The 26,229-nt window shown below is 68.8% G+C and carries 25 protein-coding genes, 2 tRNA genes and 2 pseudogenes; 17 read left to right on the top strand and 12 right to left on the bottom strand.

Annotation, left to right across the window (positions count from 1 at the left end; translation table 11 throughout):
* Both R7226_RS01255 and R7226_RS01260 read left to right on the top strand, forming a co-directional pair.
* Positions 1-387 (top strand): annotated as a pseudogene (locus tag R7226_RS01255) (hypothetical protein); the annotation flags it as partial.
* A gap of 89 nt (positions 388-476) precedes the next feature.
* Positions 477-1,499, top strand: a complete 1,023-nt coding sequence (locus R7226_RS01260; RefSeq protein WP_318595207.1) for a hypothetical protein — start codon at positions 477-479, stop codon at positions 1,497-1,499.
* Here R7226_RS01260 and R7226_RS01265 read toward each other — a convergent pair.
* The 3 genes from R7226_RS01265 to R7226_RS01275 form a co-directional block, all read right to left on the bottom strand.
* Positions 1,496-2,146: a response regulator transcription factor gene (locus R7226_RS01265; RefSeq protein WP_318595208.1), complete on the bottom strand. Its 651-nt coding sequence runs from the start codon at positions 2,144-2,146 to the stop codon at positions 1,496-1,498. The genes R7226_RS01260 and R7226_RS01265 overlap by 4 nt on opposite strands.
* 126 nt (positions 2,147-2,272) lie before the next feature.
* Positions 2,273-3,562, bottom strand: coding sequence for a sensor histidine kinase (locus tag R7226_RS01270; RefSeq protein ID WP_318595209.1), 1,290 nt, complete (start codon positions 3,560-3,562; stop codon positions 2,273-2,275).
* 182 nt (positions 3,563-3,744) lie between these two features.
* Positions 3,745-3,828 (bottom strand) — tRNA-Leu (locus tag R7226_RS01275).
* 122 nt (positions 3,829-3,950) lie between these two features.
* Here R7226_RS01275 and R7226_RS01280 point away from each other — a divergent pair.
* A tRNA-Glu gene (locus R7226_RS01280) sits at positions 3,951-4,023 on the top strand.
* Between the two features lie 986 nt (positions 4,024-5,009).
* On the opposite strand, the pseudogene R7226_RS31630 reads toward R7226_RS01280, so the two are convergent.
* Positions 5,010-5,342 (bottom strand): annotated as a pseudogene (locus tag R7226_RS31630) (tyrosine-type recombinase/integrase); the annotation flags it as partial.
* Between the two features lie 54 nt (positions 5,343-5,396).
* Complete coding sequence (locus R7226_RS31635) at positions 5,397-5,690, bottom strand: helix-turn-helix domain-containing protein (protein ID WP_404827742.1); 294 nt, start codon at positions 5,688-5,690, stop codon at positions 5,397-5,399.
* On the opposite strand from R7226_RS31635, the gene R7226_RS01285 reads away from it, so the two are divergent.
* Positions 5,595-5,810 (top strand): hypothetical protein, encoded by a 216-nt coding sequence (locus R7226_RS01285; RefSeq protein ID WP_318595210.1) that lies wholly within the window; start codon positions 5,595-5,597, stop codon positions 5,808-5,810. The genes R7226_RS31635 and R7226_RS01285 overlap by 96 nt on opposite strands.
* Positions 5,811-5,901: 91 nt before the next feature.
* Here the strand turns inward: R7226_RS01285 and R7226_RS01290 are convergent, their stop codons facing one another.
* Positions 5,902-6,462, bottom strand: a complete 561-nt coding sequence (locus R7226_RS01290) for a hypothetical protein (RefSeq protein ID WP_318595211.1) — start codon at positions 6,460-6,462, stop codon at positions 5,902-5,904.
* Positions 6,463-6,835: 373 nt separating this feature from the next.
* Here R7226_RS01290 and R7226_RS01295 point away from each other — a divergent pair, with 373 nt between their 5' ends.
* The 7 genes from R7226_RS01295 (at position 6,836) to R7226_RS01325 (ending at position 16,123) form a co-directional block, all read left to right on the top strand.
* The gene (locus tag R7226_RS01295; RefSeq protein WP_318595212.1) at positions 6,836-8,248 is read left to right on the top strand and encodes a sigma-70 family RNA polymerase sigma factor; all 1,413 of its coding nucleotides are present in this window, start codon (positions 6,836-6,838) and stop codon (positions 8,246-8,248) included.
* Positions 8,249-9,258: 1,010 nt separating this feature from the next.
* Positions 9,259-9,588, top strand: coding sequence for a hypothetical protein (locus tag R7226_RS01300; RefSeq protein ID WP_318595213.1), 330 nt, complete (start codon positions 9,259-9,261; stop codon positions 9,586-9,588).
* Positions 9,589-9,602: 14 nt separating this feature from the next.
* Entirely contained in the window at positions 9,603-11,408 is a 1,806-nt protein-coding gene (locus tag R7226_RS01305) for a hypothetical protein (RefSeq protein ID WP_318595214.1), read from the top strand.
* Complete coding sequence (locus R7226_RS01310) at positions 11,405-11,788, top strand: hypothetical protein (RefSeq protein WP_318595215.1); 384 nt, start codon at positions 11,405-11,407, stop codon at positions 11,786-11,788. The genes R7226_RS01305 and R7226_RS01310 overlap by 4 nt, the downstream gene beginning before the upstream one ends.
* A 29-nt stretch (positions 11,789-11,817) precedes the next feature.
* Positions 11,818-14,460 (top strand): VirB4 family type IV secretion system protein, encoded by a 2,643-nt coding sequence (locus R7226_RS01315; protein ID WP_318595216.1) that lies wholly within the window; start codon positions 11,818-11,820, stop codon positions 14,458-14,460.
* Complete coding sequence (locus R7226_RS01320) at positions 14,460-15,551, top strand: 3D domain-containing protein (protein ID WP_318595217.1); 1,092 nt, start codon at positions 14,460-14,462, stop codon at positions 15,549-15,551. Before R7226_RS01315 ends, R7226_RS01320 begins: the two co-directional genes overlap by 1 nt.
* 11 nt (positions 15,552-15,562) lie before the next feature.
* Positions 15,563-16,123, top strand: a complete 561-nt coding sequence (locus R7226_RS01325; RefSeq protein ID WP_318595218.1) for a hypothetical protein — start codon at positions 15,563-15,565, stop codon at positions 16,121-16,123.
* A gap of 28 nt (positions 16,124-16,151) precedes the next feature.
* Here the strand turns inward: R7226_RS01325 and R7226_RS01330 are convergent, their stop codons facing one another.
* On the bottom strand, positions 16,152-16,286 hold the full coding sequence (locus R7226_RS01330) for a hypothetical protein (protein ID WP_318595219.1): 135 nt from the start codon (positions 16,284-16,286) through the stop codon (positions 16,152-16,154).
* A gap of 408 nt (positions 16,287-16,694) precedes the next feature.
* Here R7226_RS01330 and R7226_RS01335 point away from each other — a divergent pair, with 408 nt between their 5' ends.
* Positions 16,695-17,726, top strand: coding sequence for a hypothetical protein (locus tag R7226_RS01335; RefSeq protein ID WP_318595220.1), 1,032 nt, complete (start codon positions 16,695-16,697; stop codon positions 17,724-17,726).
* A 10-nt stretch (positions 17,727-17,736) separates the two neighbouring features.
* Here R7226_RS01335 and R7226_RS01340 read toward each other — a convergent pair whose 3' ends face one another.
* The gene (locus tag R7226_RS01340) at positions 17,737-19,062 is read right to left on the bottom strand and encodes a hypothetical protein (protein WP_318595221.1); all 1,326 of its coding nucleotides are present in this window, start codon (positions 19,060-19,062) and stop codon (positions 17,737-17,739) included.
* A gap of 141 nt (positions 19,063-19,203) precedes the next feature.
* Here R7226_RS01340 and R7226_RS01345 point away from each other — a divergent pair, with 141 nt between their 5' ends.
* Genes R7226_RS01345 through R7226_RS01355 form a run of 3 tightly spaced genes read left to right on the top strand, consistent with a single transcriptional unit; the run spans position 19,204 to position 20,478 of the window.
* On the top strand, positions 19,204-19,458 hold the full coding sequence (locus R7226_RS01345; RefSeq protein ID WP_318595222.1) for a DUF2188 domain-containing protein: 255 nt from the start codon (positions 19,204-19,206) through the stop codon (positions 19,456-19,458).
* 17 nt (positions 19,459-19,475) lie between these two features.
* Entirely contained in the window at positions 19,476-19,691 is a 216-nt protein-coding gene (locus tag R7226_RS01350) for a hypothetical protein (RefSeq protein WP_318595223.1), read from the top strand.
* A gap of 10 nt (positions 19,692-19,701) precedes the next feature.
* Complete coding sequence (locus R7226_RS01355) at positions 19,702-20,478, top strand: hypothetical protein (protein ID WP_318595224.1); 777 nt, start codon at positions 19,702-19,704, stop codon at positions 20,476-20,478.
* 14 nt (positions 20,479-20,492) lie between these two features.
* Here the strand turns inward: R7226_RS01355 and R7226_RS01360 are convergent, their stop codons facing one another.
* Positions 20,493-21,593 carry a hypothetical protein gene (locus R7226_RS01360; RefSeq protein WP_318595225.1) on the bottom strand — a complete coding sequence of 367 codons (1,101 nt, stop codon included), beginning with the start codon at positions 21,591-21,593 and terminating at the stop codon, positions 20,493-20,495.
* Positions 21,594-22,212: 619 nt separating this feature from the next.
* On the opposite strand from R7226_RS01360, the gene bsh reads away from it, so the two are divergent.
* Positions 22,213-23,160: a choloylglycine hydrolase gene (gene bsh / locus R7226_RS01365; RefSeq protein ID WP_318595226.1), complete on the top strand. Its 948-nt coding sequence runs from the start codon at positions 22,213-22,215 to the stop codon at positions 23,158-23,160.
* Here the strand turns inward: bsh and R7226_RS01370 are convergent.
* On the bottom strand, positions 23,157-23,363 hold the full coding sequence (locus tag R7226_RS01370) for a hypothetical protein (RefSeq protein ID WP_318595227.1): 207 nt from the start codon (positions 23,361-23,363) through the stop codon (positions 23,157-23,159). The genes bsh and R7226_RS01370 overlap by 4 nt on opposite strands.
* A gap of 462 nt (positions 23,364-23,825) precedes the next feature.
* Between R7226_RS01370 and R7226_RS01375 the strand changes: the two genes are divergently transcribed.
* A complete protein-coding gene (locus R7226_RS01375; RefSeq protein WP_404827743.1) occupies positions 23,826-24,443 on the top strand; it encodes a VOC family protein in 618 nt (205 codons plus the stop codon).
* A gap of 52 nt (positions 24,444-24,495) precedes the next feature.
* Here R7226_RS01375 and R7226_RS01380 read toward each other — a convergent pair whose 3' ends face one another.
* On the bottom strand, positions 24,496-24,975 hold the full coding sequence (locus tag R7226_RS01380; RefSeq protein ID WP_318595229.1) for a VOC family protein: 480 nt from the start codon (positions 24,973-24,975) through the stop codon (positions 24,496-24,498).
* A gap of 133 nt (positions 24,976-25,108) precedes the next feature.
* A complete protein-coding gene (locus R7226_RS01385; protein ID WP_318595230.1) occupies positions 25,109-26,209 on the bottom strand; it encodes a DUF2600 family protein in 1,101 nt (366 codons plus the stop codon).
* Between the last annotated feature and the right edge of the window lie 20 nt (positions 26,210-26,229).

Consider the following 26,229-nt stretch of genomic DNA (forward strand, 5'->3'; position numbering starts at 1 on the left):
GGGACCGGCGGCGGTGGCGGAACCGGCGGCGGGGGTCAGGGCGGCGGCCAGCCCGCGCCCGCGCCCGACCGCGTCGCGCCGGCCGTGCGCAAGCTGTCGCTCTCCGGCGCGCGGCTGTCGCGCCGCGGCAAGGGCCTGAAGGTCGCCTACCGGCTGTCGGAGCGGGCGACGCTGAAGCTGACGGTCGTGCGCGCCGGCAAGCGCGGCAGAACGGTCGCGCGCGCAGCGCTGACGGGGCGCCCCGCAGGCCCCGGCGCTTTCCGGCTGCGCGCCCGCGTCGGTGGCAGAGCGCTCGCACCTGGCCGCTACCGACTGCTCGTGACGGCGGTCGACGCTGCCGGCAACCGCGGCAGAGCCGTCGCGGTCGCCTTCCGCGTGGTGCGCTGACGGATCCCGGGGCGGCGCGCCGCGCCGCCCCTTCCGCTCGGCAGGGAACCGTCACGCGGTCCGTGCGGCTCAGGCATGCTGCGCAGACCATGCGCATCGGTGCGATCTGCGAGTGGAAGGTCAACGCCCACTACCGCCACCTGATCCCGCTGGCCGCGCTCAGAGCGCGCGGCCACGAGGTCGTTCACGCGACAGAGGGGATCGACGCGCACGACGCGCGCTCGCGGCCGGAGCTGTTGCGCGGCTGCGACGTGATCCTCGGCTACCGCGCGCTGGAGGAGCTGGAGGTGAAGGGCGTGCGGACGGCGATCGCGCGCGGCGCGGCATTCGTGTGGGACACCGACGACGACCTCAGCGCGCTGCCGAGAGAGAGCCCCTACTACAGAACCCACGGCGGCCGTCAGGCGCAGCGGATCTTCGCTCACACGGTCGCGATCGCGCGCGCCGCGCATGTCGTGACGACGTCGACGACGGCGCTCGCGGAGCGCTACCGCGGCGAGGGGATCGAGCGGATCGAGACGATCGACAACCACCTCGCCGGCGGTGCCGCGTCAGCCGGCCGCAGGCGGCACGACGGCATCACGATCGGCTGGACCGCGGGGCTCGAGCACGCCTCCGAGCTGCCGCGGATCCCGATCGTGGACACGCTGCGGCGGCTGCTCGATGCCCATCCGCAGCTGCGCGTCACGACGCTCGGACTCGACCTCGACCTGCCGTCGGAGCGCTACGCCCACCACGCGGAGGTCCGCTTCGACCAGCTGCAGGAGTTCGCCGGCGGCTGGGACGTCGGGATCGCGCCGCTCGCGGACATCCCCTTCAACCGCACCCGCTCGAGCGTGAAGCTGAAGGAGTACGCCTCCGCCGGGACGCCGTGGCTCGCCTCGCCGATAGGACCGTACGCCGGGCTCGGCGAGGCGCAGGGCGGCCGGCTGGTCGCCGACGACGGCTGGTTCGACGCGCTCGACGACCTGGTCCGCCACCGCTTCGCGCGCGGCCGTCTCGGCCGCAGAGCGCGCGCGTGGGCCAAGACGCAGACGATCGACGCGGTCGCCGGGCGCTGGGAGGCGGTGCTGGAGGAGGCCGTGCAGCGGCGCCGGGCGCAGGGGCGCTAGCCGCTGCCCTGCAGGTAGGTCAGCACCGCCAGCACGCGGCGGTGGTCGGTCTCCGACGGGGGCAGCGAGAGCTTGCCGAAGATGTTGGAGATGTGCTTCTCGACGGCGCCCTCGGTGACGACGAGCGCGGCGGCGATCGCGCCGTTGGAGCGGCCTTCGGCCATCAGCTCCAGCACCTCCTTCTCGCGCGGGGTGAGGTCGTCGAGCGGGCCGTCGTGTCCGCGCCGCGTGACGAGCTGGGCGACGACCTCCGGGTCCATCGCGGTGCCGCCGCCGGCGACCCGCTCGACCGCGTCGACGAACTCGCGCACGTCGGCGATGCGGTCCTTCAGCAGGTAGCCGACGCCGCCCTGGCCGTCGGCGAGCAGCTCGGTCGCGTAGGTCTCCTCGACGTACTGCGAGACGATCAGGATCGCCGTCCCCGGCACGCGCTTGCGCGCCTCCAGCGCCGCGCGCACGCCCTCGTCGCGGAACGACGGCGGCAGCCGCACGTCGCAGACGGCGATGTCGGGCTTGTGGCCGGAGACCGCGCGCACGAGCGCGTCGCCGTCCTCGACCGCGGCGACGACCTCGTGGCCGCTGTCGCGCAGCAGCCGGATCATGCCGTCGCGCAGCAGCGCGAGGTCCTCGGCAATCACCACCCGCACGTCGCGCACCTTTGCGGGCTGTGGTGGTGATTGCTGAGGCAATCGCACGCAGACCATCGAGCTTCGAACAGCTGCATGCGATTGCCCGCGATGACGACGCGCATCAGGGGTGGTGCCGGGCGGGTTTCACGACCCGCACGGTACCTCGGCGTGCAACGTCGTGCCGCTGGAGCGCGGCGAGACGACATGCAGCTCGCCGTCGAGCGCCTCGATGCGGCGGCGCAGGCCGAGCAGTCCGCTGCCCTCGGGGTCGGCCCCGCCGACGCCGTCGTCGGCGATCTCGATCACGAGCTGGCCGTCGCTCATCGACAGGCGCACGAGCACGCGCAGCGCGCGGCTGTGCTTGGTCGCGTTCGCGAGCGCCTCGGCGACGACGAAGTAGGCGGCCGCCTCGACCGCCGGCGGCAGCCGGTCGGGCACGTCGGCCTCGATCGTGACGGCCAGCGGCGAGCGCGCGGCGAGCGCGGTGACGGCCGCCGCGAGCCCGCGGTCGGTGAGGATCGGCGGGTGGATCCCGCGCGCGAGGTCGCGCAGCTCGGTGAGCGCGGTCTTCGCCTCGCCGCGCGCCTCCGCCAGCAGCTCGCGCGCCTGCTCGGGATCGCTGTCGAACTTGTCCTCGGCCATGCCGAGGTTGAGCGCGAGCGCGACCAGGCGCGCCTGCGCGCCGTCGTGCAGGTCGCGCTCGATCCGCTGCAGCTCGGCGGCCTGCGCGTTGACGGCGCCGGCCCGCGTCGTCGTCAGCACCTCGACGCGCTCGGCGAGCTGCTCCTCACGGCTGGGGCGCAGCAGCGGGCGCATCAGCGCCAGCTCGGCGACCGTCAGCAGCCGCACGAGCCAGCCGGCGACGGGGATCAGCAGCAGGCCGATGGCGGCGGTCAGCAGCGCGAGCGGGAGCGTGTCGACCTCGTAGATGCCGACGTTGGCCGACTCCGGCAGCGCCCAGTACCAGGCGGGCAGCGTGACGAGGCCGAGCACGAGGCCCCAGATCGTCACGACGAAGACCGAGATCGCGAAGCCGACCGTGCCGCACAGCAGCGTCCAGGCGCAGTCCTTCCACGTCGCCGGATCCTTCGCCATGAACTTCAGCTTCTGGAACCAGCCGCTGCCGCGCGGGGCGTCGCGGTAGCGCTCGGCGATCGGGCCGTCCTGCACCAGAGCGGCGCGGCGCCGCTCCAGCCGCGCGAACCAGCGGAAGCAGTAGAAGGAGCCGAGCGCGACGAACAGGCCGATCAGGAAGATCAGCAGCGACAGCGTCACCGAGACGGCCGTCACCCACAGCGTGAAGCCGACCACGCTCGTGATCAGGCCGACGCTGTGGAAGGCGAAGTCCCGGCCCCACTGGGCGCCGAGCGGGCGGAGCGTCATCGTCGGCGGGTCGAAGGCCACGGTCGGATCATCGTGCATCGCGTCGGTCATGGGGGAGAGCATCCCGCGCGGGTGGGGTCCGCGCCATGGCGCTCGCGGGCGTTCCGGGTTGGGGTTAACCCGACCACGGGTGGGGCGGGGCGCGGGCGGCACGAGGGGCGCCGCCGGCGCGGGCGGGTGCCGGCCCGGCAACGACGAAGGCCCGCCGGGTGGGCGGGCCTTCGTCGTTTCAGTGCGGCTGAGAGGACTTGAACCTCCACGAGCCGAAGCTCACAGGCACCTGAAGCCTGCGCGTCTACCGATTCCGCCACAGCCGCAGGGAACGGTCTCGGAAAGGTACACGGTACGGGCCCTCGAACGCGTTGCGACCCCCGTCGCGTTCGCTCCCGCCAGCCGCACCGCGCCCGCCGTTGCCGCTTTGCTACTCTGATCGCCCCCTGCCGCTATCGTCTAGGGGACTAGGACGCCGCCCTCTCACGGCGGAAACCGGGGTTCGAATCCCCGTAGCGGTACTACGAGAAAGCCCTGCAAATGCGGGGCTTTCTTTTTGCCCCGGGTCGAAGTTGCCGTGGCTACGGCCCTCGTTCGTGCACAAAACGTGCACACCAGATCCGTCCGCCGCCGTTCCGGAGCGGCCCTCCAGGCGGCGCATCACCTCCGCCCGCGCGGCTTCGACCTCGGCTTCCGCGTCGATCGGCGGCTGCTCGGCGTACTCGTCGAACAGGTGCCCGTATGTGTCGAGCACGTGTCTCTCGCTCGTTCCGATCTGTCTCGCGACGTAGTGGACGAGCAGCCCCGCGGCCAGCAGCAACGAGCAGCGTGTATGGCGCAGGGTGTACGGCTTTGGCACGACCGAGAGCCCTGCGAGCCTGCACGCTTTGCCCCAGCGTCTGGCGCGCCACACCTGCCAGTCGGATCTCGTCCAGCCGTGATCGGGATCGGCCCCAGGCAGGATCAGCGAGTCCAGCGGAGGCCGACCGCACGCGACGTAGTACGTCTCCAAGTCGCGGTAGAGAAGGTTGGTCATGCGCGGTGAGCGTCGCTGCCGGTTCTTAGTGGGCTTGAATGTGCCATCCGGGTTCGTGGCGCGCTCGATTCGGATCGTGTTGCTGAGCGCGTCCTCCCAGCGATGACCTCGGAGCTCCCCTGGTCGCTCGCCAAGGTACGCCAACAGGCTGACGATCGTCGCGTCGCGCAGGCGGGTCAGCTCGTCCCGCTCATCCGGGATGACGTAGCCCGAGACCCAGCGCCCGTTTCGAAGGCGTCTCGGCACGACGCTGTCCATCGGCCCGGCGATGATCGCGCGGATGCTCTCGACGAGGATCGGCGGAAGCGGGCGAACGCCATCTCGGTAGTCCGGCTTGGGCGCTCTGACGAGCCCAAGGGGGTTGCCGACAATCTCCTCCGACTCGGCTGCATGGGTCAGGATCGACGACAGCACCGTCCGCACCTTCTCGATCGTCCCCGTCCCCATGCCGAGAGCGACGAGCTCCGCCTGCCACGAACGCAGGCCCCGAACGGTCAGTTCCGTCACGGCCAGTTCACCGAGCGCCGGTTGGATGTGCAGCTCGTAGACCTCGGCGTAGCGATCTCGGGTCGACTGCTCGAGGGTAACGGCGTGCTCGGGGGTCCATCTCGCCACGACCCACTCGTCGAGCGTCAGCGCTCTTTTCGTCAGCTGTTCGACTGCGAGTGGACCGAGCTGTCTCCGGCGCTGCACCTCGCGGTCCCATGCTTCGGCGTCCTTCTTGAGCTCGAACCGCCGGCCGCGCTGCGCGCCACCCTCTCGCCAGCGGACCAGCCACTTCCCGTCGACCTTCTGAACCGACATTTCGTTCCTCCAAGTGTTCGTTCTCTTGGCACCTTAGGACGCAGATGCGACAGCTCACGAGCGCCGGCGTCGCCCCCGGATCGCTCCTGCCACATCTGTGTTGGAAGTTGCCGAGGCCGGGCGGCGAGAGACCGTTCCGCGACTGCCGGCAGGGAGAACCTTGAGATCGGGTGCGACGAATCGCCACTGCCCGCCCACGCGGCGAGCCCCGACTACGCGACCCGCCCGCGCGGCTCGCTCGAGCGTCTTCGGATGGATCTTGAGATGAGCTGCGGCGGCCGTCGTGTCGAGCAGACCTTGGGGTCGAACCTGCTCGAGGTACGGGCTAAGGCGCTGCGCCAGGACGATGAGCCCTTCCTCGTCAAGCGCTTCGATCAAAGCGGTGGCCAGATCCGCGTCGAGACTGCGCGTTGCCGACGACGTCGTGCGGCCAGCACGTGCTGCCGCAGGCGGCTCATTGGGATGTGAGGGCAGCGACACGTCCCTTCATGTCGTAAATCCGCCGAAGGACACCCCTCTGGATTCGGCCCGACCGCAGGTCGCGTTTGTCGCTGGCTCGTCAGCCCCAGCGTGGCTCGCTGGGAAGCGACAACGGTGCTGCCGCCTCGGCTCGCTCGGCCTGCGCGAAGATCGCGTCGCGGAGCCCAGTCAGCGTGTCGGCCCCGATGATCGTCGGCCGCTCGCCCAGCCAGACCGGAAGGTGCCGGTCGCCGACGACGACCCCAGAGGCCTCGGGATAGACGTGCTCGCGCGGCGCGGCGTGCGAATCCATGATGCAGACGACTGCGAGGACGTGCGGCCGGTCGATTCTGAGCAACTCCGCGATGGCCTGCGCCTGGCAATCGGCCTCGGCGAGATGCTCGTACCGCGGGCTGGGCCCTCCGGGCACCACGACTGCGACTCCGCCCGGACCGATGAGGCCGTGTCGAATCTCGACGCGGCCGATCCGGAGCTCTTGCAGCAACAGCCACCCGGAGATCTCCAACGCCTCTCGGCTTGTCTCGAGCAAGCGGGCAGCGTGAGCGCGAACCTCGCCTTCACCTGCCACTCGCGCCAGCGCTCTGAGAGCGCTGACGGCGAAGGGCGATTCGAGTCTCGAGGTCAGGGGCTCCAGTGCCATCGGAACACCGTACTCCTGCGCGACGACGAGATGAAGGGCGTGGTTTGCCCGAAGTCGGTCAGAGCGCTGGCGCGCCACTCGTCGGTACCACCTGTTTCGGGTAGGTCGAACCTCGATCAACGTCGAGCGCCGTGGTGTGCCGGATGAGAACGGGTCGAAACGAGCGGCTTCCAAATCCAGGGGGGTGGATTTTCGCGAATCTACGACGAGGTCGCATGAAACCGCGCGCGCGAGGCGGTCGCCGCTCAGGGTCCCAGCTGGTGAGGGGGGCGTGAGGACGGTGGGTGCACTCCGGATTAGGCAGCCGGTCGGACGACGAGTCCGACGTCAGAGCGCCGCTTGCAGTTCGTCGACGACAACAGTCAGCGCTTCGGTGGCTGCGGCCGAGCAGCTCCTCCGCGAGCAGTACGAGCGGCTGAGATCGGAGGTGATCGCGACGGTGCGCGTGAAGCTCGCCGCGAGGAACCTCCGGTTCCCGGAGATCGACCTCGAGGCCTGGTACAACGCCGCATGGCACGGGCTGTACCGGACCGTGGCGGACGACATCGAGGACGTCAGCAACCCTTGTGGCTGGCTCGTCGTCGCGATGGAGCGTCGCGCGATCGACGAGATCCGCCGGCTGCATCCTGATCAGCTCGCGGAGCTTCCGGAGACCTCGAAGCTCGCCGAAGGTGTGGTCGAGCCCGACTTCGCGGGCCAACTCGATGACATGGATCGCATCCGCAAGTGGCGCAGCGGTATTCGCCTGCGGCTGTCCAAGCGTGAGCGCCAAGCCGCGGTCCTGCACTTCATCCAAGGCTTCTCTCGCGTCGAGACAGCGGAGCTGCTCGGGGTACCGCCGCGACGGGCCGACAAGATCTTTGACGCAATCACCACCAAGACAGCCGGCCTGTTGTCGGCGATCGACAGCGGCAGTTGGTGCAATGACGAGCGGTCGCTGATGGTCGCGTTCGCAGCTGGTGTCCTCGATCCCTCCGGTGAGCGGTACGAGATTGCGCTGCAGCACATCTCGGAATGCGCAGGTTGCGCCGCCTTCGTGCGGAGCACACGCAACGCCTTCCTGATCATCCCCGCGCCCGCCGTCGTTGGCGTCGCTACGGCGGTCGGCGGCGGGGCCCTCGGCGCCACGCTCGGCCTGGCTGAAGTCACCTCGACCGGTGCTGGGGCCGGTGTGACCGCGGGCGGCGCGGGACTGTTCAGCGGTTTGGGAGTGAAGACGGCGACGATGTGCGCATCGGTCGTCTGCGTGACTGGGGCCGGCGCCGGCGTCGCCGTCGTAGAAACCGTGCGGGCACCGAGTACGCCAGCCGAGGCGCGCGCCGCGAGACCGTCGGTGTCGAGACCAAGGAGGACACTCAATACTGCGATCGATCCAAGACCGATCGTCTCGACTCCACCGGCGACGCCGACGACGACCACCGCCGCCGACCCGCCGAGAGGGTCCGGTCCAGCGACGTCTCCTAGACCAGCTGCTGGCAGAAGAAGAGCGCGGCCGTCGCCACAACAGCGTGCGCGGGCGAGGGCCTCGGCTGCACAGCAGCAGCAAGAAGACGAGTTGGGGATCGAGCCGGGCGGGTCAACGGCCCCTGCCAGCTCGACGTCGTCGAGCAGCGCCAGCACAAGTTCGGCGAACTCGACGGCTTCCAGCGGAACGAGCGCGTCGAGCGCGTCCACGGCCGGCAGCGGCACCGCGACCGGCAATACCTCCTCTCCGCCACCGTCGCAGAGCAGCCCGTCGACCGGCACGCGCGGAGGAGGCACGAACGAGTTCGGCATCGAGCCCTGAGCAGCCACCTCCGCGGCCGAGGCCCCGTCTTCTCGTCCCGTTGGGGCGAGAAGACGGGGCCTTTCGTCGTTAAGGACCGACCAGGCGTTGTCGCAGTTGGTCGTGCGCTGACTGAATTCGCAACCCGCCGGGGTGTCCGAGCGTGAATCCGCGACGGCGGGTTCATGTTGGATCGAAACCTCTTCGAGCCGCCCCCCAGGTCGCCGTCAGCGCCTGGTCGCGGATTGGCCACAACCACCCCCGGGCGGGTGCGTCTGTTCGAGACGCCCCTTCCGGAGCGACGCGTTGCTCGACTCGACCGACCGACCGCGGCACCGAGACGGTGCAGATCGTCGCTGGCAGGTACAGCTGCCCATGCCGTACGCCCGTCTTCCTCGACTGGTCGGCTGCGCGTACTTCGCTCCGCCCACGTCGCGCCGCTTGCTGCTGCGACGCTCGTAGTCGCCGCGGGAGCGACTGTTGTCGGCCTGCAGCGGCCGAGCTCGCGGCAGACTGAGGACGTCGCGGCCTCAGCGCGTCACGCGCAGCCTCTGGCAAGAGCGGCGTTGCCGCGTCGCGATCGCCGCAGCGCAGCCGCGCGCTCGCGTTCTGCGTCGTTGCGCGACGCGGCGGCTCGGCGTGGCGGAGAACCGCGCCGCGCCGAAGCACGGCGGCGTGAGACCCCGGCACGCCGCGACGCGCGACGTCGCGACCGCCAGACGGCCCCACCTCCGCCCGGCGCGCGAGCCGAGCGATCTGCTCGGCGTGCCACGCGGCACACCACGCCATTGTCGGCGAGCCGGGCGGCCTCCACAGCGCCGGCGCCGGCGCCGAGGACGACAACGGCGACGACGACGCCCACGGTGAGCTCACCCGCCGGTCCGCCGGCGGCGTCGAAGCTGCCCGACGCAGCCCACTCCGCGCCGCCCACGTCCACGTCGAGCGCGCCGGCGGCGGGCGCCGCGCGCTCGTCCAGCGCAGCTCCTTCTCCCGAAGCCCGCGAATTCGGCATCGAGTGAACGGAGCAGAGAATGCGCCTCTCAATTCAAAAGTGCACGCAGCTGCTGCTGGTCGCCGCAGCGGCAGCCTATTTTTCGGTAGCTACTGACAACAGTAGCCAGGTCGCGATCATCCGGCGAGCTGCCGGAATCCCTGCGAACGCCGGCGGCCTCGAAGGCTTCGTCCAGACCTGCGACGCCCTCGTAACGCCGTGCCTGGTAGCGGCCTCGGCCGCGACACCGCTGGCGGCGATCGGCGGTGGCGTCGCGATGGCGTTCGGCTCGCGGCGCGGCCTTCAGATCGTCATAACGGCACTCGGCATCCTCGCGCTGCTCGGTAGCGTCAAGGGCATCGTGGCTTGAGGTCGGCGATCGACATGACCGTCCTTCCCACGTTTCACCTCTCACGGCCGGCGCTGTCGCCGCGGAGACTCGTGCTCGGCGGCGCCGCGCTCGCTGTCGCGCTGCTGGCGCTGCAGGCGATCGTCGCACCAGCGCGCGCCGATGCTGTCCTTGGCCTGCCGAGCCCCGGCGAGATCGTCAAGGACGGCGTCGAGTCCGCCTTCGACTTCGTCATCAAGCAGCTCTTCGGCGGGATCCCAAGCAAGCTGACCGAGGCCGCCGTCAGCTGGCAGTTGCACCTGCCGTCCGAGGCCTTTACGAACTCCAACGTCGCGGAACTGAACCGCACGACGACGGCAGCAGCGTTCGCGTTGCTCGGGCTCGTCATGACGGCCGGTGTCCTGCGCTACTGGTTGACCGGCTTCCTTGAAGGAGCCGGCGGCGTCGAGGGCGTCTCCGGCTTCGCGCGCGGCATCGCGGCAGCGCTCGGGGTGATCGCATGGCCGTGGGTCTTCGACTCGGCGATCACGCTCGTCAACAGCCTCACCTTCGAGCTGATCCAGGCCCGGAGCGTCCACGACGACGTCTCGCGGATGCTCGGCGCCGCCGTCGGCATCTCGCTGACGAGTGGCCCGGTGGGGATGCTCGCCAGCGTCGTCATCGTGATCGCAGGCACGTTGCTGATGCTCGGCCTCTTCGCCTTGCACATCGTGCTCGCCTGCGGGCTTCTCGTCATCTTCGTCGCCGGGCCGCTGCTGATCGTGCTCGCACCGTTCCCCGGTACGGCGTGGATGTCGGTGCTGGCCTTCCGCGCGTTCACGACGCTGCTGGCGTGGCCGGTCATCTGGGCCGTCTGCTTCGCGTCGTTCGCCGCGGTCTTCAACGACTTCGTGACCTTCAGAGGCGACGGTGGGGTCCTCGACAAGGCGCTCATCAAGCCGCTCACCGGCGTGGCGATGCTGTACCTCTGCGTCAAGCTCCCGCTGCTGGCGACGAAGGCGTCGATGGTCGGCCTCGCCGGCGCAGGTACGGTCGGGTTCGCGGCTCGCTATTTCGCCGTGCGTCAGGCAGGTGCCGCGCTCGGCGGCACGAGCGCCGCGGGCGGGTCCGCTACGCCGAGACACCGCGGCGGCGCGACAGCTGCAGGTTCGGCTCGGCCAACAGACGTTGCACCCCGGAGCGGGGTCGATCGCGGCGAGGCGCCGGCGACTGCGGCTGTGGCCGCGCACGCCGGTTCGACGGCAGCTCAAGCGGCCGCGGCGGGCCGGTCCTCCTCGCACGACACCAGTACAGCCGGTCCGGCGTCACCGAGAGGCGACCAGAGATCGACGTCACGAGCCACCTCTGAGTCGCCGGCAGGGATGCGCGTCCTCGGCGACCGGCCGCGCGAGCTTGAGGAGGCGATGCACAGAGCTCGGCGCCGAGCTGGTGCTCCCGGTCAGCCGGCTCCAGCCACAGACGGCGACGTGGCGACCTCGCTCAGACAGCTCGGCCCCGAGCGTGCGGGCCAGCTCGGCAACGTCTACGACCGCGCCATCGCAAGCGGCCGAAATCGGGAGGAGGCGATGGCGGCCGTCACGAGCGCGTCGGCGATCGGCGCGGCTCGCGCCGAGCACGCGGGCAGACCTGCGGCGGCCAGATCGTTCAGCACCATCGGATCTGCGCCGACGCATGCCTTCTCGGCCGGTCTTGAGGCGTATCGGGCCGAGCTTCCGCAGGAGCGAGCTGGGCAGCAGGGGCCCGTCGCGCTTCCCGGTCGGCCGCCCGCCGAGCCGGATCGGCCAGCCACCAGAGCTGATCGCCCGACCGCGCCGTCGAGACCACCAGGCGGTGTGTCGTGAACTCCGCCTACAAGCACCTCGAGACGAAGCTGAAGCTCGGCGAGCTGACGCTGGGTCAGTGGGCCGGGATCGTGTTCGGCCTCGTCGTCGCGATCGGGTGGGGGATGTACCTGTCGCCGTTCGGCGCGTACGTCTCGCTCTTCTCGGCGGTCTACGTCGGCGGCATTCCGGTGATGGCGGCGTGGGTCGCTTCGCAGGCCGACTTCGACCTCTGGCAGCACCTCGCTGCGGCGGCGCGCTGGCGTCGCGGCAGCCATGTCTTCCTGCCCGGCGCGGGCTCGTCGGCGACCGGCTACGCCGTCGTCGTCGCGCCGACGAGAGCGGCCTCGAACGCCGCCGCCCCCGACCTCGATCTGGAGGCGTTGTGGAACTCGCACTGAGAACCTCTTCCCGGCCGGCACGCGCATCGATGCGCGAAGCCGGCGAGCTGCTCGCCGTCGAGGCGATCTACCGCACCGGCCTGCTCGTCCGCAGCGACGGAGCGCTGGTGCGCGTGCTGCGGGTCTTCCCGCCCAACCCGCTCGTGCTCTCGGAAAGCTCGCGGGCGGAACTGGCCGCATCGTTCTGCCACCTTGCCGGCCGGCTGAAGGCGGGGCAGTCGCTGCAGTATTACGTCGAGGCGCGGCCGGTCGGTCTCGACGCGGTGCTGGCGCGCTGTCGCGACGAGGTCGAGACGTGGGCTGGCCCTGCGCCCACGCGTGACCGGCCGGCGGCCGACGCGCGCGGGCTGGATCGCTGGCGGCTGTACTCGGCGATGGAGCAGTCGATCCGGCTGCACGCCGACGAGCAGGCCGCCGTCGACCTCGGCGCGTACGTGATCGTGCCGTTCGAGCCGTCGCACCGGCAGAACGGCAACCTGCTCGACGAGGTCAAGCGTCTCGGCCGAGCGGCGCCGGCGCTCGAACGCGACGAGCGCGCACACCGCCGTGCCGTGCGCGACGCGACCAGCCACGTCGACCAGATCCGGGGCGAGCTGAACGCAATGGGCATCCGCAGCCGACAGCTCAACGGCGCGGAAGCCGTCGAGCTGTTCTGGAGCCGCTTCAACCCGTCGAGCGCCGATCGCCGCTCGGCTCCGACGTTCGGACCCGAGGTGCTCGGCGAGCTCGACGTTCAGCGCGATCGCGAGGAGGCGCGCTCGGTCGCGCAGCAGCTGCGGGCGGCGATCGCGGCGAGCACGATCGACTTCACCGATCCACGCCACGCGGTCGTCGAGCGCGACCTCGAGCAGACGATCTGCGCGGCGTCTACGGCGGACGGCACCTATTGGGGCTGGCTGCTGGGCGCGATGGTCGCCTGCCAGCAGCCGTACACGATCTCGGTCCATGTCCACGCGCTCGATCGCAACCGCGAGCGGCAGCGGCTGAAGCTCTCCTACAGACGTCGCTTCATGCTCAACCGCGAGCGGGAGGCGAAGAACCGCGCGCCGGACTTCGACGCGTATCAGGCCGAGCGCGAGCAGCAGCAGCTGCTCGCCGAGATGTCGGGTCACGAGCGCGCCTCGATCTACCGGCTCGCGATCTACCACTCGACCCGCGTGCGCGGGCCGGAGCCCGATGTCGGCACGCTCAGTGAGGCAGTCGACCAGGTCGCCGAGCACCTCAGCTCCGCCTCGGACTGCCGGATCGACGCCGGCAAGTTCCAACAGCAGGAGCTGTGGCGCTCGAATCTGCCGCTCGGCGACGACGTCGCCGGTCGCGCGCGGAAGTACGCGACGCGCAACGTCGGCGATTCGACGCCGCTGCTGTCGACGAGCGTCGGCTCGGCGGAGGGGATCCCGTTCGCGTTCAGCTCGCCGGGCCGCACGCTGGAGCGCTGGAATCCGCGGGAGCGCGCGCACCTGACGCAGTCGACGCTGATCTCCGGCCGTTCCGGGTCCGGGAAGACGGTCGCTTGCCTCTCGCTGCTGGCGCGCTCGATCGCGATGGGCGCGCGCGCGTACGTGATCGACCGCAGCAGCCACTACCGCACGCTGACGCGGCTGATCGACGGCGCCCAGCACTTCGACATCGGCGTCGACGGCGGTTGTGCGCTGAACCCGTGGGACGTCGACGACGTCTCGCACGTCACGCGCGAGAAGGTCGCGTTCCTGCTCGGCCTGCACGAGACGATGCTCGCCGAGGGCCTCACGACGCTGGAGAAGGCGCAGCTGGGGCCGGCGATCCGCGCCGTCTACGAGCGCTGCCACCTCGAAGGCCTGGTGCCCCGCGAGTCCCTGCTGGTGCAGGAGCTGGAGGACCGTGCCGCCGGCGAGCAGGACGGCGGCTCGAGCGAGATCGCGTGGGTGCTGCGCAGCCTCGCCGAGCGGCTTGGCGAGTACGTCGGCGACGGCGCGTACGCCCACGTCGCCGACCGCGAGTCGACCCACCTTCCCGACGCGCCGCTGCTCGTCTTCGACACCGAAAGCTGCCCGGAGGCGGTGATCCAGCCGGTCCTCTTCACGGCGCTCGAGTTCGTCAAGCGCGCCGCCGTCAGACACCGCGCCGCGCATCAGCGGCTGATCGCTCAGACCGACGGGCCTCTGCTCGCCGGCTGCTCGATCCTCGTCGGCGACGAGTTCTGGTCATTCGTCCGCGGCTCGCTCGGCGCCTACGCCAACGACCTCGCGCGGCGCCTGCGCAAGCTCGGCCTGACGCTGCTGATCGCCACCCAGCAGCTGACCGACCTCGACTCCCCGGAGGGACGCGCGCTCGTCGCGAACTCGACGCAGCAGATCTTCCTCGGCCAGCACCTCAGAGAGCTGGAGGCGATGCGCAGACAGCTCGCGCTGACCGACGAAGAGGAGCAGCTGATCTCCCAGCTCCGCACCGTCCACGGCAGCTACAGCGAGATCTACTGGATCAACGGCGACGTCGGCCGCGGCAAGGTCCTGCTCCCGCTCGGCTCACTCGAGTACTGGATGTTCACGAGCGAGCCGCTCAGAGACGTCCCGCTGCGCGAGCAGAAGATCGCCGAGCACAACGGCAACGTCTGGGCCGCCGTCCACGACCTCGCCGACTACCGGCCCCCGGCCGCCGGCGAGCAGCTCGTGCCGACCAGGAGCGCCGGCTGATGCCGGCGCCCATCAGAGCCCACGCCGCCGTCGCGTTGCTCGGCAGCGGCCGTGCCGGCCGCGCCGTCGGCGCGCTCGTCGCCGGCATGGTCGGCCTGCTGCTGCTCGTGGTGCTGCCGCTGGTGCTGTTCGCCGGCGTCGTCGGCGGCGCGCAGCAGGCCTGCCAGCAAGGCGCCGTCGGCCCCGACGGCACGCCGCGCTTCCCAGCCGGATCCGGCGAGTGGCTGTCGACCGCATACGGCCCGCCATGGAACTCGCTTCAGGGCTACGGCGTCACGGCGACCGGCATCGACCTGCGGCCCTCCAGACCGGCGTACATCGTCGCCGTCGACCCGTCGGTCATCCCGCTCGGATCCAAGCTCCACATTCGTCCGAACCCGTTCGGCAACCCCGACATCGTGTTCGCCGCCGAGGACATCGGCGGCGCGATCAGAGGCAGACGCATCGACTTCTACGACTGGCGCGGACGGAGATACCAGTACGGCTGGGGCCGACGCCCGGTCGAGGTCGAATACGCCAGAGCGACGGGAACAGGCGGCGTTCTCGAGCAGACGCCGGCGCCGACCGCCACGCCGCTCGCGCCCGACCTCGCCGCCGAGTGCGCCGGGCTGGTCGACGACGGCGGACCGCTGCAGCTGACGCCCGGCCAGCGCGCGAGAGTCCTGCCCGACGGCTCCGCAGCCGCGCCGGCCGACGCGCCGGAGGAGATCAAGAAGTACATCGCCGCCGGCAACATGATCCACACGAAGCCCTACGTGTACGGCGGCGCGCACGGCCAGAGCCTCCGCACCATCCGCAGCGGCTACGACTGCAGCAGCTCCACCAGCTTCGCGCTGTTCCGCGCCGGCCTGCACGGCGAGTTCCCCAGAGTCTCCGGCGACCTCGAATCATGGGGCGCGCCAGGACCCGGAAGATGGCTGACCGTCTACGCCAACGGCGGCCACGTCTGGTCAATCGTCGCCGGCATCAGCTTCAACACCGCCCACTACGGCACGACCATACCCGCCGGCTCCGGCCCCCGCTGGAGCACCGACACCATCGGCCAGCTCGCCAACGACAGCTTCGTCGTCCGCCACTGGCCCGGACTCTGAGGAGAACGACGATGAACGCGCGCCTCCCGATCCTCATACTCGTCGCGCTGCTCGCCGCCGCCGGCGTCGGCTGCGGTGCCAGCGATCCCTACCTCGACGAGACGCCGATGACGGAGACGATCGTCGGCGACCCGCGACAGCCGCCTCCGGAGCGAGTCGGACCGCGCCCCGATGTCGATGACGACATCGCCGACGCCGAGCCGACACCCGAGGCGGCGCTGCGCCGCTACGCCGACCTCTCGATCAACTGGACCGCCGACACACTCGCCGACAACCAGCGCGCACTCGCGCGCATCTCGATCGGCGGCGCTCGCCAGACTGCCTTCCTCGCCGCCGAACGCATCGACCGCGACGACACGCTCAGACGCTCGCGGGTCAGCAGCACCGGCAGCGTGCTGTCCGCGGCGCCCGGTTCGGCGTCGGCGAGAGGCTCGTGGGTCGTCGTGACCCGCGAACAGATGGTCGGGCGCGACGCCTACCGTGGGCTGCCTGCCACCTACCATGTCACGATCGCGAAGCTCGAACGACGCTCGGTCGGTTGGGTCGTCTCGAGCTGGGCGCCGCAGTCGTGATCGGGCCAAACTGCGGCGCGACGGGATGTCATCTCATCGCGCAGGTCGATGCGGATGCCGCCGACGGCTGAGAGGTCGGCGACGAGCCGGTCGTCGGCGAGCGTCGCCCGCCGCTGGCGGGCGCCGACGACTTCCCGGCCTCCAGCTCCACCGCGATGAGCATCAGCTCGGCGAATCGTCGATCACCGCCGTCCGAATCCGATCCCGCTACTCACGCGGCAGCAGGTTCGGATCGGTCTGCTCGCATGCAAAAGCCAACGGCGCAGTCATGGCCGTCTCCTTTCGATCGAGCACCGATCGCGTGTCGCAAGCACGGCGCAACCACCGTCTGCGGGATGTGTAGTCGTGCGAACGCGACTGCGCCAGAGGCGACCCGAGCGGTCTACGGTGTGGATGCGCCGAAGTCACTGCTTCGGTGCAACCGGTCCGGGCGGGCGTAGCCGCGCTCGTCCGGACCACTGATATTGGTTGTTCCAGCCGGCGACAAGATCAAGACGAGCAGGCGAATGCAAGCGGGGTGCGAGTGAGGATCAACGTCAACCGGCTGCGCCGCCGCTCTCCTGGCAGACGGGTGCTCGTCTACCTCGATCAGTCGGCGCTGTCAGCGTTGGCTCGGGAGTCGAGGATGGCGGGAGTACTGGCTTCGTTGCGGGCGTCGGTCGAGGGCGGTGATGTGCTCTGTCTTCGGTCGCAAGAGCATCAGGACGAGACGCTGCTGGCCCCTCGCGAGATGTGGGATGCGATCGACACGCTCGGCGACGAACTCGCGACCGGCGTCGAGTTCAGAGCCCGCGAGGAGATCCAGTGGAACGAGATCCATGCGGCCGCCGCGAAGTTCTTGGGCATCGGCGCGCCGCACGATGAGGTCTGGCGAGAGGCGTTCTGGGAAGACCCGCAGACGCCGCGTGATCGTCTGTTTACCGACTTCATGGGCGGTGCGGTTCGGGTTCGCGTTCGGTCAGAACCGGCCGATTGGCAGATCGCCGAAGTCGATCACGAGAAGTCGAAAGAGAGTCGGGCGTTGGAGGAGGCGTACGCCCATGACCGGGCCGTGGCCGGTGGCTCCTTCGACCGGCTCGTAGAGGCGTACGTGCGCGAGAACATCAGATGGACGATTGGGCTTCTGGCCGATCCGCACTGGTTCGCGGCCTACTACGGTCGGCTCCAGGCGGACTTGCAACGAGACGCGGATCTCGTCAATCCGGACATAAGCCCCGGCTCGCCATTCACTCGGCTCCAGGCGTTCGTGAACAAGGGAAGTCAGACGAAGTGGCTGATCGACCGATTCCCGGCGCTGCGGCAGCGTTCGGAAGAGTTCGCGACCAGCGATGAGCTGCGCCACGTGCCGTCGATCGCGTACCCGGCGATCTTGCGCGCCGCGCTGGCGGCGCTCCCCCGGCGGAGAGTCAAGCCCGGCGACGGCTACGACATCGCCCACCTGACGCAGGGCCTCTCGCGCTGCGACGTTGTCACGGCTGACAGCGGCATGGCGCAGCTCTGCCGCGACCGGAAGCTCGTTCCCTCGGGTTGTCGACTGCTGAGCTACAGAGAGCTTGAGCAGCTTCCCGTTGCAATCGAGGGAGCCGCCGATCTTCTGAGCTGAGCGGCAGAACTCAGCGCGCCGCCCATGGCACCGGCTCGACATCGAGGCTCGAACGTGCGAGTCGCAGCCGCGACCAGTAGTCGCCGTCATACCCGAGCACCCGAAGCAGGCAGAGTTGGAGGCACCAGGTAGACAACTGCCATGCCTCGAACAGTTCGTCGCTGTCGGGCCACTCGGGATCGTCGAACTTTCTCGGAGCGTGAATCACAGCGTTGCGGACGTTGTGCAGCGTTTCCGGACCGCCGTCATCTGGTTTTCCGAGTGCCTTCTTCCGCGCGAGCAACGCGTCGAACCCGTCTGGGATATCAGCGCTAACGCCGGCCCACGCCAAGAGGAGTCGGAGCCGCGCTGCCGTGTCGAGCTTGCGCGAAGACGACGTGTCCTGCGTGATCCATCCTTGTCGACGAAGGACTGCCCAGCTGAGGAGTTCAAGCCCCGTACAGGCGACGGGAACGCGTACGTCGAGAACCTCCGAGCTATCAGCCGAAAGGAGGTGGTTGATCGCCCGCTCGACGACCACCTCGAGCGCTCTATCGGTGCCGAGCTGCGCATAGCCATCAGCGACTGATTCGACAGCTGTGGGCACGAGCTGCTTTGGGCACCACGTGGCGAAAGACTTTTCGGGCCGCAGGCGCGGGGAGCCCCAGTTGGCCCATACCACCCGCCCTTTCCGATCAAGTCCGCAGGTGGGGCCGATGCCGACTTCTCGGCTTGACACCAGGCTGAGGACAAAGAAGAGGTAGTGCTGCAGCCGTTCGATCGAAGCGGTGTCGACCGGCGACCTAGTGGGTGTGGCCGCGATGGCAGCGCCGAAATCGTGGTCGCCCCTCGGATCATCGATCGGCGCAAGAACGAGGTTCCAGCCGGGCAGTCGAAACGCGACCTGGCCTTGGCGAGAGCCGTCAGCGAGCTGAGTCAGCACACGGAACTCGGGGTGCTGGAACGACTGGCTCAGGTGCACCACGAATCGAACGGCCGCGCTGAGTTCTCCTGCGTCGAGATTTGAGAGGCGAACGTTGCTTTCCACCCATGAGCCTCTGCCTGGACGCGACGGCAGCGAGGACTTCGTTGGAGGCGTCAGCGACGATCCCGGCGGTACGCCGGTCACGCTTGCGTGGAGGTCGACCACGAGGTGAGGGCTGACCTTGGAGGGTGGTCCCGAAAACCGAGCGCCGAAGCTTGCACCTGGGAAGAGGCGCAGCTCAAGCTGACCGACCGCGTCGCCGCTCGTTCCTCCCGCCTCGACCGCGAGCTTTCCCGCGTAGACGATAATCGCCCCGTCGTTGCCATTCGGACGGTAGATCGGCTCGACGCGGGTGGATCTCTCAGATGGCAATGGGCCTCTTCTCACGCGGCTGGTGATGGATCGGCACCTCCTCGGCGGCCGGTCCCTCCTGGCGGCTAGGCGCAATGCTATAAACGCCAGTGTGTCGGAGGCGCCGAAGCGCGCTGGTTCGAGCCAAGGAGACGCTGGCACATGGCAAGAGGGAATGACAGCGACCGCTACGTCGTGCCGAACCCGGACGGTGGGTGGGACGTGAAGAGAGAAGCCGCGCAGCGCGCCAGCGCCCACACGGGCACCAAGAAGGAAGCAGTCGATCGCGCACGAGAGATCGTGGGCAATCTCGGCGGCGGCGAGATCCGCATTGCGAACAAGGAAGGACGGCTGATCGACTCAGACACCGTCAGAGGCCCTCGGCACTCGGAATCGAGAGCGCGCGACCGCAAGTAGCGGCGACGGGAGACAGCATGAGAGTCCGGTTTGCGCAGGGCGACGACGACGGGTGGTCCGAGTGGTACGAGCTGGAGGTCGTGCCGCGCATCGGCGAGTCGGTCAGCCTCGACGACCCCGATCACTGCGCCGTCGTCGAAGACGTAGTCCATGCGATCGACGGAGCGACGCACGTCGCCACCGTCACGTTGAAGACGGCCAAGCCTCGGACGGGAAGAGCCCTCTTCGCATGAGACGTAGGAGATGAGGTGGACCGCCACACTCAGAGCACGTAAGCAGGACGTGGAGCGGCTACTCGCCGAAGCGGTGCCGGATCTCTCGGTAGCAGGTGAGGACGATTCGCATCTCGTTTTCGCGTTCAGCGACCCGCCCGACGACGGAAGCTTCGAGAGCGAGTCGCATGCCGCGAAGGCTGTGATCGATGCGTTTGTCCGGCACATCAACGGATTCGGAAGGCTCCGTTGGGGACGATCGTTCGAAGGCGTTACGGTTGCGTCAACCAGAGCCACTGACTCGAATGGGAAGGTCACGCAGTACGAGTTTCTTGGGCAGGCAGTCGCGCATCTGACGCCCGAAGACTTCGCCGTCATGGTCGAGCGGCTCGGGTTCCCCAAGCCTTCGCCACCATTAGGTCTTGACGTGGTCAACGCGCTGGATGGTGCCGGCGTGACGAAGCTCGCGGAGTCGAACCCGCAGGTGGCCCGAGTTCTTCAACTCGTCGAACTCATGTTGGAGGGCGACCACGACATCAACTGGGTCGCTGGGTACTCCGCTCTGGAGGCGATAGACCACGACCTTGCCGCTCGGGGGGTGGACGGACACGCTCTAGGTTGGTGGACGAAGCGGGAACGAAAGGACTTCAACGCGACAGCGAACAGCGTGGAAGCACTTGGCTCCCGCGCTCGTCACGGCAAGCCCTCCGGCCTGAGAGAGGCCCGCATGCACACCACAGACGCAAGCTGGTTCGTGCGCCGGGTGACGGCCTACTGGCTGACGCATCTTCTAGGCGAGGGGACCTGACGGGAGGAGGGAAGTCACTCCGTCGTCGTCGGCGGCCGTTCGCGCCGTTCGGTTCGATGGAGGACTCGGAGGAACGTGGCCGCTTGTTGCCAGCCGATGCGATCAAAGTAAGCGGTGGCGGAGACCTTCTCTTCGGCATTCGCAAGCCACGAGTCAAGCCATCGGTAATACGACCAGCCGTAGGGCGACGCAAGAGCCCACGCGCGGAACCTGACGTCTACGGTCAGCCAGCATTCCACGCTTCGGATTCGGGACGCTTGTGCTGCGTCAAGGCCCAGGTAGTGCGTGAGGTAGCCGGGCGGCAACGATCTCGTCGTGCCGGGGCACCACAGTCTCAGTGTGAGCGTGAACCGTCTGGTGCTAACGCGAAGAGCGCCTTGATCGGTACGAGCCAACTCGCTGCCGGCCGGCAGCACGAGATCGAATCTCTCGTAGATGCCACCCCCGATAACGATGGTCATGACGACGGTCTCCGAAGGCTTCAGTCGAGCGGCGGTACCCCCTGAGAAATTGGGACGGTCCTCGATCGGCCGAGAGAAGAACTCGACGAACGGATTCTGCACGAGCGCATCAGGCAGATCACGTGCCGTGATGTGGCGAAGATCTCGCGCCGCCGGACGGCCCCCAAAATAGTCCGTCAAATGCACGGCGAGTTCGTTGAGCACCACGTATTCGGCGAGGGCCTGTGCAAGCGCCATGCGTGGCAAGCCGGTGAGATTGCCCTCACCTGCTGGCCCCCAGGCTTCGCGGATAGCAGGGTCTTCACGCGAGGCGGCGCGGATGTACAGCGCGAACCAGTCCGCAAAGGGGTAGTCGCGGCCAGGCGAGATGGCTTGAGACTCCTCCGGGTCGTAGATGAAGAAGCCGCTGATGCGTCGGCTCCTCGACCGCGCGCTCACGAAGATTCGCGACGCCAGCAGGGCCAGGCCCGCCGCCATCGTCAGCGTTCCGATTACCAGAGCGGTGAGGTCGGGCAGCCGTTCCAGAATGAGCGACGCCAGGACGTTGATGCTGAAGCCGACGAGGATGGCGGCTGCCAGCACCTCCGCAAAGCCGAATTGCGCTCTGAGCAGACCGGCGAGATGACCCGTGGCGGGCTTGTCGTCCTCTGGCACGAAAGTGATCGTATGGGTGCGCGCCGACGCGTTCGGCCTCCGAGAGGGAACGGCATTCTGGAGATTGCCTGAGGTCGTACGACCGAATCGCGTGCATAAGTCCGAGGGTCGCGCCTTGTCGCCGGCAGGGTATGACCGGCCAAGGAGCATCGGCGACGGCAGGCGTCGAGCGGCATTTCCTAACCGAGTCCTGCGGGCGGCGCCACGTAGGCCCCGTCCGCAGTTCGGGCTGAACCGACGCCGGTCCATGACCAGACGGTCGCGGGTTCGGAATCCGCATCATCGTAGATGGACCTGCGCGCACGATTGAGCGACGTAGGAGCAGCCAGCGCTGTCGCGACCTCGCTGGTCCGTCAGCGCTCAGAGAGCGCGCTCATTCGCGCCTGACTTGGTTTCGTGTCCAGGGCCCACGTTGAATACCGCGACGACGAAGGCGCCGATGCCGATCGGGCCGCTGATTTGCTGACGAGGGATGTGTTGCTGGCGTCATGGCGCGGGCATGCTGAAGGGTGCGAGCCGCCGAGACCTTGCTGGCTCAACGCACTGGACGAGCGATGCCGACGACGGCTGCCGAGCTGCTCTCTTCGCAAGGTCGACCACGACAAGGGGCCCCTTTGACATGTGCACAGCAGTCAGGTTCTCAGACGGCAACGGCCATCTCTACCTCGCACGCAACCTCGACTGGACGAGCGGCTACGGGGAGCGGGTTGTACTGACGCCCACCGGATACGCCACCAGGTCGCCGTTTGGTGCGGTGGCCGGCATCCGGCATGCCGTTATCGGCATGGGCCTCGTCGAGGAGAAGACGCCGCTCTACTTCGACTGCGGCAACGACGCGGGCCTCGCCGTCGCGGGCCTCAACTTCCCAGGGTACGCGCAGTACGCACCGGAGCCGGTCGAGGGAGCGACAAACGTCGCCGCTTTCGAGTTCCCCCTCTGGGTGGCCTCGCAGTTCGCCAGCGTCGACGAGGTCGAGGCCGCGCTCGGCGACGTCGTCATCGTTGACAGACCGATCAACCGAAAGTACCCGAGTTCGCTGCTGCACTGGATCATCGGCGATGCCACTCGTGCTGTGGTGGTGGAGTACACCAGCGACGGGATGCACGTTTTCGACGACGATGTCGATGTCCTCGCGAATCAGCCCGGCTTCGCCTGGCATCACGAGAACCTGCGCAACTACCTCAACGCGTCGTCCGGCTTTCCCGAGGACACCGTGCTCGGCCGGGCGCGGCTGGCCCCGTTCGGCTCGGGGTCGCTCATGCGAGGGATTCCGGGCGACTACTACTCGCCGTCCCGGTTCGTGCGCGCGGCCTACGTCAATGCGCACTACCCGGAGAAGGCCAGCGAGGAGGAGAACGTCAGCCGCGCGTTCCACACCCTGCAGCAGGTCGCGATGGTCGACGGCTGCGCGGCCATGAGTTCGGGCGAATTCGAGAAGACCATCTATACGGGGCTCTTCTCGTCCCGGACTACGACGTACTACTGGAACACCTACGACGCTCCGGCGATCCGCAGCGTCGCGATGGCCGACCACGCATCCGACGGGACGGAGCTCGCTGTCATCTAGGCGAGGCGCGCCGAGACGGGAGCTCTCAGGGCGAGGTCCGGTGAGGTCGAAGCAGGCGCGGGTGCGGCGGGCGGTGGCGATGCCGAGTCGGCGGATCGCGAGTCTTCGAGCAGTTCGCGGTCTCCCTTGCCCGGATCCTCGGCGCGCAGTGCGGCGAGTAGGTCGGAGTCGAAGTCGATCAGTGTGGTGCGCGAACCGCTCATGAACTCAGCGTAACGCTGCCGCGGCGATGTCGCGTCATCTGCGCGCGCGGCCCGGATTCGGTCACAGTTCGCGCACCTCCACGAACCGGTACCCGGTCGCGGGATGGTGTTCAAATCCCGCCCGCGATGAACCCGCAACGGTGGTCAGTTTCGAATCTCGATGCGGGGTGTAAATCGTGGGTTTGACCCCCGTCGCTCCCGCCTCCGGCACCCTCTGAACAATCCGACGTCCAGCTCTGCCGAAGCCGGCGAGGATCGCGGCAGCCTTGTCGGGCTGCGGGTCGACGGGCGGCGCATGACGTGCTGTGCTCTGGTCATGTCTCCGCCAACATGACCGGCGACATCGTGCCGCTGGGCTTCGGTGTCGTCGGTGGGGTATCACCTGCCGGTGATGGCCGTGGCCGCCACCGACTGGTTGGCCGGCATCGCCAACGCCGTGGATCCGAAAGGACGTTGATCGCCATGCGTAAGATCCAGACCCAGGGCGTGCATCACATCACGCTCACGGGTGCCGATCGGCAGACCTCGATCGACTTCTGGGAGGGCGTGCTGGGCATGCCGTTCGTCTTCGAGCAGCCCAACCTGGATCGCGCTGAGGAGAGCCACCTGTACTTCGATCCGGGCGACGGCCGGCTGATCACGATCTTCACCAACGAGGAGCGGACCCCCGACGCGTCGCCGCGCTCGCAGGATGCCGGTCACGTCCACCACATCGCGTTCAACCTGTCCAACGCCGTGTTTCGCCAGACGGTCGAGCGTCTCGATGAGCGCGGGATCGAGCACAGCGGGGTCAAGGATCGCGGATTCATGGACTCGATCTACTTCCGAGATCCGCTGGGGCTGCTGATCGAGCTGGCGTCCTACCGCTTCGAGCCGCCCGTCGGGCACACCCACGCCGACGTCCTGCTAGAGGCGCACCTGATCCGCACCGATCGCGGCGATTACAACATCGACCCGCTGCACCTGGCCGATGCGATCGAGCGCCTGGTCGAACGCTCGCAGCGGTCCCTGTCCGACGACCGCGGCCCCGGCGACCCGTACCGCCACGCGCGGACCGACGCTCCGGAGACGACCGAATGAGCGGCGCCGTTCCGGCGCGGTGAACAGGGCCGGATGAAGGGTTCCTCAGCGGTTATCCCGGCGGGTCCTCGGGCCGGATCTTCGCCAGGCGGCCTTCGAGGAGGCCGGTGGCCTGTCCGACCTCGATGAGGTAGCCGTCGGGGTCGCGCATGTAGCAGCGGATCTCTGCGCCGCGGTCGATCGGCTCGGTGACGAACTCCGCGCCCGTGGCCCGCCATCTGTCGTAGCAGTCCTGGATGTCGGCGACCCGCAGGTTCATGAAGCTCGACACCTCGTCTGAGCGCTCGTGGTCGACGAGGTTGATGCCGGGCTTGTCCGGCGTCGGGCCGCCGCCCGGATTCATGATGATCCAGCTGTTGGCGAGCTTGACCATGCAGGGGTTCGCCTGCATGACGATCTGGCCGCCAAGGACCTCGGAGTAGAACTCGCGTGAGGCAGCGACGCTGCGGACGGTCAGGAACTGCGTAACGAGGATGCCCTGGTCGGGGGCGGGGAGGTTGTCGTAGTCGATGCTCTGCCGATCGTCGCTCATCGGCTCCTCGCATTCTCAGTCGCTTGACGTCGTGCGGGTTACGTTCCCAGAAGACGCGTGTGTGGCATCGTTGGGTGCAAAGGCCGTCCTCCTCACGCTGGTGATGGACTTCTCACCGATCCCTGTCCGCTGCTCAGCCGTGCGCTCCCGTGCCATCGCTCTCCGCCTGTGCACGTCGCAGTCGGAGCAGAGCGAGCGCTGGCTTGACGGCGGGCCGGAGCGCGTCGAGGACGGCTTCGGTTCCTGCTGCGGTTGTCGGGGTGGCGTGGGCTGATGGCAGGGAGAGGTAGAACGCGGCCAGCCCTGAAACGATGATCCGGTGTGATGGCCCTCGATGAAGGCGTTCCGCTGATTGAACGCTGCGCGCGGCGAGCTTTCGCATCCCGGTTGCCGCGCTCGTCGCGTCGGGGTAGGCGCTGAAGTAGGAGAAGTTGCCGGTATGGCTGTCTGCGTCGACGTCGACGAGGCTGTCAAGCATGGTGCTGAGCGCGCAGACGAACGCGTACGACTGTGCGATCGCGCGCGCATCCGCGGTCCCGGTTGCGCGGTCGGCGGCTGCGGCGAGCAGCGCGTGCACGCCCAGCGAGGAGATCCCTGCTGCCGCGCTTTCCCACCAGTCAAGCTTGTGTTCAGCGCGATCGTGCGCGGCCCAGTCACGCAGCTCGGTCATGCGTCCGGTGAGCATTGCTGCGTGGGTCTGGCTCTGCGCTTCGGCGCAGCGTCGCGCTTCGATCGCCGCGCTCGGCGCGATGGCGCTGGCGGCGGGCAGTTGCCAGAACCGCTGGCGGCACGTGTCGACGAGGCTGAGGAGGTAGTGACCGTCGCCAGCATCGAAGTCGTCGCTGCTTCGGCGGGAAGCGGGCTCGATCGCGGCGGCGAGTGCGCGGTGCAGGCGGCGGGACCGGTTGAGCGGATCGTGCGCTGGCTGTTCGGTGATTGTGTCGAGGTAGTCGTACATGATTTGCCACGGGACGAGGAGACGGACGACCGCGCCACGTGCGCGCCGCGGGGCCAGGAGGGAGAAGACGGCGGCGGCCTCGGCGTTGAGGTGCTCTGCGTCGAGCGTTTCGAGTGCGAGTCTGCGCGCGGCGGGCTCGGGGATGGCGCTGGCGCGTGTGCGCCAGCGAGCGATTTCTGCCCGTGCGGACGGGACGATCGCGACGGCGTAGCGGGTGAGGGCGGTGAGCATCGCTGCCGTGGCGGCGATGTCGGCCCGACGGCGGTGCTGGCTCATGGGCAAGGTCCCCCAACCTT

This window comes from Conexibacter stalactiti (assembly GCF_033542075.1).
GTDB lineage: Bacteria > Actinomycetota > Thermoleophilia > Solirubrobacterales > Solirubrobacteraceae > Conexibacter > Conexibacter stalactiti.

Excerpts from the sequence above, each read along its gene's own strand:
- R7226_RS01260 (WP_318595207.1), top strand. The coding sequence starts at position 477 with ATGCGCATCGGTGCGATCTGCGAGTGGAAGGTCAACGCCCACTACCGC.
- R7226_RS01270 (WP_318595209.1), bottom strand. The coding sequence starts at position 3,562 with ATGACCGACGCGATGCACGATGATCCGACCGTGGCCTTCGACCCGCCG.
- R7226_RS01285 (WP_318595210.1), top strand. The coding sequence starts at position 5,595 with ATGGATCTTGAGATGAGCTGCGGCGGCCGTCGTGTCGAGCAGACCTTG.
- R7226_RS01290 (WP_318595211.1), bottom strand. The coding sequence starts at position 6,462 with ATGGCACTGGAGCCCCTGACCTCGAGACTCGAATCGCCCTTCGCCGTC.
- R7226_RS01300 (WP_318595213.1), top strand. The coding sequence starts at position 9,259 with ATGCGCCTCTCAATTCAAAAGTGCACGCAGCTGCTGCTGGTCGCCGCA.
- R7226_RS01305 (WP_318595214.1), top strand. The coding sequence starts at position 9,603 with ATGACCGTCCTTCCCACGTTTCACCTCTCACGGCCGGCGCTGTCGCCG.
- R7226_RS01315 (WP_318595216.1), top strand. The coding sequence starts at position 11,818 with ATGCGCGAAGCCGGCGAGCTGCTCGCCGTCGAGGCGATCTACCGCACC.
- R7226_RS01320 (WP_318595217.1), top strand. The coding sequence starts at position 14,460 with ATGCCGGCGCCCATCAGAGCCCACGCCGCCGTCGCGTTGCTCGGCAGC.
- R7226_RS01325 (WP_318595218.1), top strand. The coding sequence starts at position 15,563 with ATGAACGCGCGCCTCCCGATCCTCATACTCGTCGCGCTGCTCGCCGCC.
- R7226_RS01330 (WP_318595219.1), bottom strand. The coding sequence starts at position 16,286 with ATGCTCATCGCGGTGGAGCTGGAGGCCGGGAAGTCGTCGGCGCCCGCC.
- R7226_RS01345 (WP_318595222.1), top strand. The coding sequence starts at position 19,204 with ATGGCAAGAGGGAATGACAGCGACCGCTACGTCGTGCCGAACCCGGAC.
- R7226_RS01350 (WP_318595223.1), top strand. The coding sequence starts at position 19,476 with ATGAGAGTCCGGTTTGCGCAGGGCGACGACGACGGGTGGTCCGAGTGG.
- R7226_RS01355 (WP_318595224.1), top strand. The coding sequence starts at position 19,702 with ATGAGGTGGACCGCCACACTCAGAGCACGTAAGCAGGACGTGGAGCGG.
- bsh (WP_318595226.1), top strand. The coding sequence starts at position 22,213 with ATGTGCACAGCAGTCAGGTTCTCAGACGGCAACGGCCATCTCTACCTC.
- R7226_RS01370 (WP_318595227.1), bottom strand. The coding sequence starts at position 23,363 with ATGAGCGGTTCGCGCACCACACTGATCGACTTCGACTCCGACCTACTC.
- R7226_RS01375 (WP_404827743.1), top strand. The coding sequence starts at position 23,826 with ATGCGTAAGATCCAGACCCAGGGCGTGCATCACATCACGCTCACGGGT.
- R7226_RS01380 (WP_318595229.1), bottom strand. The coding sequence starts at position 24,975 with ATGAGCGACGATCGGCAGAGCATCGACTACGACAACCTCCCCGCCCCC.
- R7226_RS01385 (WP_318595230.1), bottom strand. The coding sequence starts at position 26,209 with ATGAGCCAGCACCGCCGTCGGGCCGACATCGCCGCCACGGCAGCGATG.